Source organism: Massilia sp. UBA6681 (assembly GCF_002454935.1).
Lineage (GTDB): Bacteria > Pseudomonadota > Gammaproteobacteria > Burkholderiales > Burkholderiaceae_D > Telluria > Telluria varians.
In genome coordinates, this window is sequence record NZ_DKJX01000102.1 from 45,263 (window position 1) to 52,701 (window position 7,439).

General features: G+C 69.2%; 9 protein-coding genes. 5 read left to right on the forward strand and 4 right to left on the reverse strand.

The features are described 5' to 3' along the window. Positions 1 to 44: 44 nt before the first annotated feature. On the reverse strand, positions 45 to 1,346 hold the full coding sequence (locus B2R83_RS19690) for an MFS transporter (RefSeq protein ID WP_292044276.1): 1,302 nt from the start codon (positions 1,344 to 1,346) through the stop codon (positions 45 to 47). Continuing rightward, entirely contained in the window at positions 1,343 to 1,666 is a 324-nt protein-coding gene (locus B2R83_RS19695) for a thioredoxin family protein (RefSeq protein ID WP_285376230.1), read from the reverse strand. The genes B2R83_RS19690 and B2R83_RS19695 overlap by 4 nt, the downstream gene beginning before the upstream one ends. A gap of 182 nt (positions 1,667 to 1,848) precedes the next feature. Between B2R83_RS19695 and B2R83_RS19700 the strand changes: the two genes are divergently transcribed. The 3 genes from B2R83_RS19700 to B2R83_RS19710 all read left to right on the forward strand — a co-directional run bounded on the left by B2R83_RS19700 (position 1,849) and on the right by B2R83_RS19710 (position 4,240). Then, complete coding sequence (locus tag B2R83_RS19700) at positions 1,849 to 2,028, forward strand: DUF3606 domain-containing protein (RefSeq protein WP_027864044.1); 180 nt, start codon at positions 1,849 to 1,851, stop codon at positions 2,026 to 2,028. 190 nt (positions 2,029 to 2,218) lie between these two features. Further along, positions 2,219 to 3,376, forward strand: coding sequence for a mechanosensitive ion channel family protein (locus B2R83_RS19705; protein WP_292044277.1), 1,158 nt, complete (start codon positions 2,219 to 2,221; stop codon positions 3,374 to 3,376). A 15-nt stretch (positions 3,377 to 3,391) separates the two neighbouring features. Beyond that, positions 3,392 to 4,240 carry an SDR family oxidoreductase gene (locus tag B2R83_RS19710; protein ID WP_292044278.1) on the forward strand — a complete coding sequence of 283 codons (849 nt, stop codon included), beginning with the start codon at positions 3,392 to 3,394 and terminating at the stop codon, positions 4,238 to 4,240. 3 nt (positions 4,241 to 4,243) lie between these two features. On the opposite strand, the gene B2R83_RS19715 is transcribed toward B2R83_RS19710, so the two are convergent. After that, a complete protein-coding gene (locus B2R83_RS19715; protein WP_292044279.1) occupies positions 4,244 to 5,068 on the reverse strand; it encodes a hypothetical protein in 825 nt (274 codons plus the stop codon). A gap of 94 nt (positions 5,069 to 5,162) precedes the next feature. Continuing rightward, complete coding sequence (locus B2R83_RS19720) at positions 5,163 to 6,467, reverse strand: S8 family serine peptidase (RefSeq protein ID WP_292044280.1); 1,305 nt, start codon at positions 6,465 to 6,467, stop codon at positions 5,163 to 5,165. A 111-nt stretch (positions 6,468 to 6,578) separates the two neighbouring features. On the opposite strand from B2R83_RS19720, the gene B2R83_RS19725 reads away from it, so the two are divergent. Then, positions 6,579 to 7,067 (forward strand): RNA polymerase sigma factor, encoded by a 489-nt coding sequence (locus B2R83_RS19725; protein ID WP_292044281.1) that lies wholly within the window; start codon positions 6,579 to 6,581, stop codon positions 7,065 to 7,067. Continuing rightward, on the forward strand, positions 7,064 to 7,439 hold a 376-nt coding region (locus tag B2R83_RS19730; RefSeq protein WP_414674450.1), incomplete at its 3' end, for an anti-sigma factor family protein. The genes B2R83_RS19725 and B2R83_RS19730, both read left to right, overlap by 4 nt.

Consider the following 7,439-nt stretch of genomic DNA (forward strand, 5'->3'; position numbering starts at 1 on the left):
CCGGGACGAACGTGAAAAGGGCCCCGTTCGGGGCCCTTCCTCATTCAGCGGGACGCCGGCCGCGGCGCGGCCCCGGTGTACCCGTCCCCGACCGCCAGCAGGGCAAACAAGCTCAGCAGTGCCGCTGCCGTCAGGTAATAGCCGACCCAGGCCAGCCCGTAGTTGGTGGCGAGCCAGGTGGCGATGTAGGGCGCCAGCGAAGCGCCCAGGATGCCGGCGAAATTGAAGGTCAGCGAGGCCCCGGTGTAGCGCACCTCGGCCGGGAACAGCTCGGCCAGCAAGGTGCCGAGCGGCCCGTAGGTAAAGCCGATCAGGCACATGCCGAGCACCATGAAGGCGCCCACCGCGACCAGGCTGCCGGAACCGAACAGGGGCCCGAACAGCAGCCCGAACACGGCGATCGCCGCGCTCACCAGGATCATCGCCATGCGCCGTCCGTGGCGGTCGGCCAGCAGTGCCGATGGCGGGATCGTCAGGGCGAAGAACACCACCGCGACCAGCTGCATGGTGAGGAAGGCCTGGCGCGAGAAGCCCAGCCTGGTCGTGCCCCAGCTCAGCGCGAACACCGTCATCAGGTAGAACACCACGAAGGTCGCCAGCGCGACGACGGTGCCCAGCACCAGCGCGCGGGTATGGTCCTTGAGCACCGCCAGCGCCGGCACCTTGACCCGCTCGTTACGATCCAGCACCTTCTGGAAATCCGGGGTCTCGGTGATTTTCAAGCGCACGTACAGGCCGACCAGCACCAGCAGCGCGCTGGCCAGGAAGGGAATCCGCCAGCCCCAGCGGAAGAATTCCTCGTCCGCCATCAGGGTGCCCAGCAGCAGGAAGGTGCCGCCCGACAGGAAGAAGCCGATCGGCGCCCCCAGCTGCGGGAACATGCCGTACCAGGCGCGTTTTCCCGGCGGCGCATTCTCGGTCGCCAGCAACACCGCCCCGCCCCACTCGCCGCCCAGGCCCAGGCCCTGGCCGAAGCGGCACAGGGCCAGCAGCAGCGGCGCCAGCGTGCCTATCGAATCATAGGTGGGCAGCAGGCCGATCAGCACGGTGGAAATGCCCATGGTGAGCAGCGCCGCCACCAGGGTCGCCTTGCGGCCGATGCGGTCGCCGAAGTGGCCGAAGACGGCCGAACCCACCGGCCGGGCGAAGAAGGCGATGGCGAAGGTGGCCAGCGACTGCAGGGTCGCCGCGGCCGGGTCGGCGGCCGGGAAGAACAGGCGCGGGAAGACCAGCACCGCGGCGGTGGCGTAGATGTAAAAGTCGTAGAACTCGATGGTGGTGCCGATCAGGCTCGCGAACAGGACCGTGCGCGGCTTGTTGGCAGGGGCGGCGGCAGCCTCGCTCATGCGGCACCGGCCTGGGCCAGTGCGACGCGGACTTCGTCGGCGGACACCGGACGCACCACGCGCGCCACCTCTTGCCCATCCTTGAGCACGACCACGGTCGGCCACAGCTTGATGCGGAACGAGCGCCCCAGCGGGCGGCCGGGCCCGTCCTCCACCTTCACGTGGCGCACACCCTGGCTGCCCGTCAGGGCCTCGTCGATCAGGGGCTCGGCGGCGCGGCAGTAGCCGCACCAGTTGGCGCCGAAATCGAGCATCACGGTGCCGGGCATGGCGTCGACGGCGCTGCGTTCGGGCTGGGCGGTTTCGTAGGGTGCGGACATGCAGGTCTCCTCCTTGTGGTGCGATTGCTATCGATATGGCAAGCGTACCTCAAAAAGTTGCCATTGGCACGGCCCGCGGGTCGATGCCGGGTCGAGAATGGCGCGCAAGGTGAAACAGCGTACGGAACGCATCGGTTGTGGCTGGCACTCTGGCAGCGAGCAAAGTGAACAAGGAGGCCATCATGTCCGACAACCTGCAGAACCGTGGCGCACAGGACCGCGCCCGCATCAACGTCAACGAGGAATGGGAAGTGCGCCACTGGACCGAAGCGCTCGGCGTGAGCAAGGAAGAGCTCGAACGCGCGGTGAAACAGGTCGGCCCGAGCGCCGAAGCCGTGCGCGAGCACCTGAAGCGTCACTGATTCCACGGCGCGGGCAAGGCGCACGCTCCCTGCCCGCGCCGGCTTCACGGCGCCCTTCCGGCGCGCCTGCGCCTGGCCCTGGCTGGCCGGTCGCGCGGCGCGCTGCCAGCCGTGCGCCGCTGCCGCATGCCCTTCCCCGCCCATTCCGGCACGCGCGGCCAGCGCCGGCCCTCCCGATAAGGAGTCCGGTTTGAACGATATTCCACATTTCTTCGCATCCCTGAACATCACCCTGCCGAACGCCCTGTTCGCCGTCGCCGCCAGCGTCGCCAGCTACGCGCTGATGCACGGCGCCCTGATCCTGTTCCGCCGCCGGCTCGGCCAGCTGAGCGAGGAGCACCAGCACCGCACCATCGCCCAGGTACTGGGCAAGACCCTGGCCCGCACCGGCGTGTTCGCCATCGTCGCCACCTCGATCCTGATCGGCCTGTCGGTGCTGGACCTGCCCGAACCCTGGAACACGCGCCTGGGCCACCTGTGGTTCTTCACGCTCGGGATCCAGATCGCCGCCTTCCTGCACCGCGCCGTCAAGATCGGCGCGCGCCGCTATTTCCTGAGCCACGGACGCGGCGCGGCCGACGACCAGGTCACGGTCGCCCACACGGTCGTGATCTGGCTGCTGCAGACCACGGTCTGGGTGGTGTTCGTGCTGGCCATGCTGTCCAACCTGGGCATCAACGTCACCACCTTCGTCGCCAGCCTCGGTATCGGCGGCGTCGCCATCGCGCTGGCGGTACAGAACATCCTGGGCGACCTGTTCGCTTCGATGTCGATCGCGGTGGACAAGCCCTTCGAGGTGGGCGACTTCATTACCGTGAACGGATTCAGCGGTACCGTCGAGCATGTCGGGCTGAAGACGACACGCGTGCGCGCCCTCGGCGGAGAACAGATCATCATTGCGAACGCCGAATTGCTGCGCAACACAGTGTACAACTACCGCCGGATGAGCACGCGCCGGATCGTGTTCGCGCTGCGGGCGAGTCCCGCGACGCCGCGCGAGCTGGCGGCCCGCGTGCCGGACATGCTGCGCGAGATCATCGGCAAGCGCGAGAAAGTGCGTTTCGACCGCGCCCACCTCAAGACCCTCGACCAGAACTGGATCGAGTACGAGATTGTCTACACCATGCTCGACGCCGACTACACCCTCTACATGGACACCCAGCAGGCCATCAACCTCGACGCCATGCAAATGTTCGACGACCTCGGCATCTCGACCGCGCCGCGTCCCAGGCACGTCCTGCTGCAGGAAGCGCCCGAGGCGCGCGACCTGCGGGGCGAGGAAAAGCCGGCCGCCAACGAAGACACGCCGGGCGCAGCTTCCGCGCGCCCGCGCCTCCTCAATCACTGAGCGAAGGGAAACGCGATGAACCAGACGCAACAGCCAGCACAGCAGCAGGAAGCGCCGGGAACCGAGGCGCAACTCACGCCGAAGGCCGACCACGGCGAGTCGAGCTACCAGGGCTCCGGCAAGCTGAAGGACAAGGCCGCCCTCATCACCGGCGGCGACAGCGGCATCGGCCGCGCCGTCGCCCTGGCCTTCGCGCGCGAGGGAGCGGATGTCCTGATTGCTTACCTGAACGAACACGAGGATGCGCAGGAGACCGCGCGCCTGGTCGAGGAAGCCGGCCGCAAGGCGGTGCTGGCGCCGGGCGACCTGGCCGACCCGAGCCACTGCCGCGCGATCGTCGACAAGGCGGTGCAGGAATTCGGGCGCATCGACGTGCTGGTCAACAACGCCGCCTTCCAGATGACTCACGACTCGCTGGAAGAGATCCCTGACGACGAATGGGAGTACACCTTCAAGGTCAACATCACCGCGATGTTTCACATCTGCAAGGCGGCGGTGCGGCACATGCAGCCGGGCTCATCGATCATCAACACCACCTCGATCAATTCGGACAACCCGAAACCGACCCTGCTGGCCTATGCCGCCACCAAGGGCGCCATCGCCAATTTCACTGCCGGCCTGGCCCAGTTGCTGGCCGAGAAAGGCATCCGCGTGAACTCGGTGGCGCCGGGTCCGATCTGGACGCCGCTCATTCCCGCCACCATGCCGCCCGACCAGGTCGAAAGCTTCGGCCAGCAGGTGCCGATGAAGCGGCCCGGCCAGCCGGCCGAAGTGGCGCCGGTCTACGTGCTGCTGGCTTCCAGCCAGGCCAGCTACATCTCCGGGGCACGCATCGCGGTGACGGGCGGCACCCCGATCCTGTAGGACCTAGTTTGCGCCGTTCGCGCGGCCCCGGGCCGAGGCGTTCGCGCTCAGCGAGAGGGAGGCCGCAGCGCCGCCTTTAGCCGGGGTGGACTTCCCGGCGCTGCCGGAATCGGCGTCCGAGCCTGCACGCACCGCACGGCCTGCACTGCCGGCCATGCTCCCTGCGCCGGATGCATCCAGGCCTAGGTTTGCGGCGTCTTTGCCCGAAGCGGACGCGCTGCTACCGCCCTGCGCCCCGGCACCGGCAGGCTGCGACAGCGCGCCGGCGCCCGACACCGATCCCGTCGCAGCTGCCAGCATGGACCTTGCGCCCGGGCCGCCGCCACGTACACCTTCGCCTGCTGCCTGCACGCCGCTGTGTAGGCCCGCGCTGCCGCTGCCTGTGGCGTCCCGGCCAGCGGAACGCAGTTGTGCCACCCTGTCGGCGGCCACATCCGCGGCGCCGCGCAAGCCGCCGGCGGCCTGGCCAGCACCGAGTTCACCAGTCGCGGCGCCATCGCCCGACACCGTGCCCGCCAGGGCGCCGTTCACGCCGCCGAGTCCGCGGCCGGCGCCTGGCGCTTCCGGCTGCGGGCGTGCTTCCCGCACGCGCTCGACGGCCTGGCCGGCCATGCTCCTTGTCGGGCGTGCGATATCGGCATCCAGGCGGCCGGCGCCGCGCACCATGCTTGACGCGTCGATGCCGCCCATCCGGCCCATGCCCCCTCCGATCATGCCGCCAACCGAGCCGCCAAGGGACCCACCACCCAGCAACTGGGCATGGGAGGATGCTGCGACACCCAGGGACAGGGCGATGACGATGTGCTGGACGATCTTCTTGGCTTTCATGGTGTTCTCCTTGTGAGTGGCGCGACTGATTTCGCTGCCGATACAAGGAAAACGATGCCGCGTGGCGATTTATTCCATCAACGCAAAAAAAAGTTCAGCGCAGGCGCGCGGGGTCGATACGGACCTCGGTTCCGACCACACCATGACCGGTCGCATTGCTGATGCTGCCATCCCTGCCTTTCGCTTCACGTACCAATGCGGCCAGCGCACGCCGGGCTGCCTCGGGGTCGGGACGCGGCAGGTCGCGCGCCAGAAGCCCCGCCACGATGGGCGCGGCATACGAGGTGCCCCGCACCTGCCGGTAGGGCGGACTGCCGGGTACCGCGCTGACCATGTGATTCGCCGGGGCTGCGAACATGACCTGCGGCCCGCGCCCGGCCTCGGGCAAGGGCTGGCCGCGCCGGTCGACACCGCTCACGCCGACCACCCCCGGATAGCTGGCCGGGTACAGCGGCGCCGCCGCCGGGCCGTCGTTGCCGACCGCCGCCACCAGCAGGTGTCCACGTCCCACCAGTGCCTCTACCGCGCGCTCCAGCGCCGCATTGCGCGGACCGACCAGGCTGATGTTCACCACGCCGACCCGTTCGCGCGCCAGCCAGCCGAGCGCGCCCATGATCCGGTCGACCGATCCGCCGGCCGGTTCGTCGCAGTAGACGTCCGCCGCGTACAGGCTGGCGCCGGGCGCCGCGCCGCTGAAATGGGGAGAACGGCCGACCATCAGCGCGGCCACGGCCGTCCCGTGCGGCGCCGGATGCTGCGCGCCGCCGCATCCCCACTGGCGGACCTCGACCTTGTCGAACACGACGTGGGAACGGTCGACGCCGCTGTCCACCAGGCCGACGCGCACCGCAGCGCCCGCACCCGGTCCGGACGCGCGGCCGGCGCCGTCCCCGGGCTGCGCTCCGCTGCCGCTGAACAGGTGGTTGAAGTCGTAGACACCCTCCGGATCGGCCGATCGCAGCGCCTCCAGCAGGCTGGCCACGGACGGCCCGCTCGCTAGCTGTGCCCGGAACACCACCAGGCGCTGGCCCAGGTCCGGATACGCCTCTTCCCGCACGACGGACAGGCCGGCGTCGGCGGCGGCCTGCATGCCGGCCGGGCCCGGCGACCAGGCCAGGAGCTCGCCGCGCACGATGACGTTCCCGTAGGGATCCTGTGCCAGGCGCTCCGGATGGCGCGCCAGCAGGCCGGCGAGCCGGTCGATGCGCAGGCGTTCCAGCTCAGGCAGCGGCGCCCGGTCCAGCAGGCGCTCGAGCGGCCGCCGCAGCTCCCCGGTCCCGAGCGGACCGATACGCTCGGGCAAGGACACGGAAGGCAGCGACGGCAAACCGAGCTGGGCACGGGCCGGCGAGGCGGCGGCAAGCAGCATGCAAACGAGCAAGAGGCGACCTGATTTCATGCGAGGATCATATATGATTGCAACTGAGGATTGCACCTGAGATATGTATGAACGAATCGACGATGGAATAAAATCCCTGCGCCGCACGTTATCCTTGAAAGACCGCCGACCATGCTAGCCAGCGAGATTGCCGCCCTGCTGCCGCGGATGCGCCGTTTCGCGCGTTCGCTCGCCTACCATCGCGAAGACGCGGACGACCTGGTCCAGATCGCGATGGAGCGCGCGCTCGGCCGCAGCGAGCAGTACACGCCGGGAACACGCCTCGACAGCTGGTTGTTCCGCATCATCAAGAACGCCTGGATCGACGAGGTACGCAGCCGTGCCCGGCGCGACGAGCTGTTCGCTCCCGAAGAAGCGGGCGAGCAGGTCGGCGACGACTTCGCGCAGGCGCACCAGCAGCGCCTGGCGATCCAGAAGGCGGTGAGCCTGCTGTCCGAAGAGCACCGGCTGGTGGTCGGCCTGGTGCTGGTGGACGGCCTGGGTTACAAGGAAGCCGCCGAGGTGCTCGAGATTCCCGTGGGCACCCTTACCAGCCGCCTGGCCAGGGCCCGTGACGCCTTGCAGCAGATCCTGTCCGACCACACGAAAGCACGCGCATGAATTACGACGACGACACCCTGATGGCCTATGCCGACGGCGAACTCGACCCGGCACAACGCGCCGCCATCGCCCAGGCGATGCGCGACGATCCCGCCGTGGCGGCGGCCGTTGCACGCCACCAGGCCTTGCGCCAGGACGTCTTTGCCGCTTTTGCAGGGACCCTCGACGAACCGGTACCCGAACGCCTGCAGCCGCCGGCTGCGGCCCGGGTTCTCGATCTGGGCGCAGCGCGCGCCGCACGCGACGCGACGGCGCCGGAGGATCGTGCAAGCCTGCGGCGCCGCGTGTCGTGGCCCCAATGGGGCGCCCTCGCCGCCTCGCTGGCGGTCGGCGTGCTGGCCGGCAGCCTCGGCACTGGATGGGTGGGTGGCG

Excerpts from the sequence above, each read along its gene's own strand:
- B2R83_RS19690 (WP_292044276.1), bottom strand. The coding sequence starts at position 1,346 with ATGAGCGAGGCTGCCGCCGCCCCTGCCAACAAGCCGCGCACGGTCCTG.
- B2R83_RS19700 (WP_027864044.1), top strand. The coding sequence starts at position 1,849 with ATGTCCGACAACCTGCAGAACCGTGGCGCACAGGACCGCGCCCGCATC.
- B2R83_RS19725 (WP_292044281.1), top strand. The coding sequence starts at position 6,579 with ATGCTAGCCAGCGAGATTGCCGCCCTGCTGCCGCGGATGCGCCGTTTC.
- B2R83_RS19710 (WP_292044278.1), top strand. The coding sequence starts at position 3,392 with ATGAACCAGACGCAACAGCCAGCACAGCAGCAGGAAGCGCCGGGAACC.
- B2R83_RS19695 (WP_285376230.1), bottom strand. The coding sequence starts at position 1,666 with ATGTCCGCACCCTACGAAACCGCCCAGCCCGAACGCAGCGCCGTCGAC.
- B2R83_RS19720 (WP_292044280.1), bottom strand. The coding sequence starts at position 6,467 with ATGAAATCAGGTCGCCTCTTGCTCGTTTGCATGCTGCTTGCCGCCGCC.
- B2R83_RS19715 (WP_292044279.1), bottom strand. The coding sequence starts at position 5,068 with ATGAAAGCCAAGAAGATCGTCCAGCACATCGTCATCGCCCTGTCCCTG.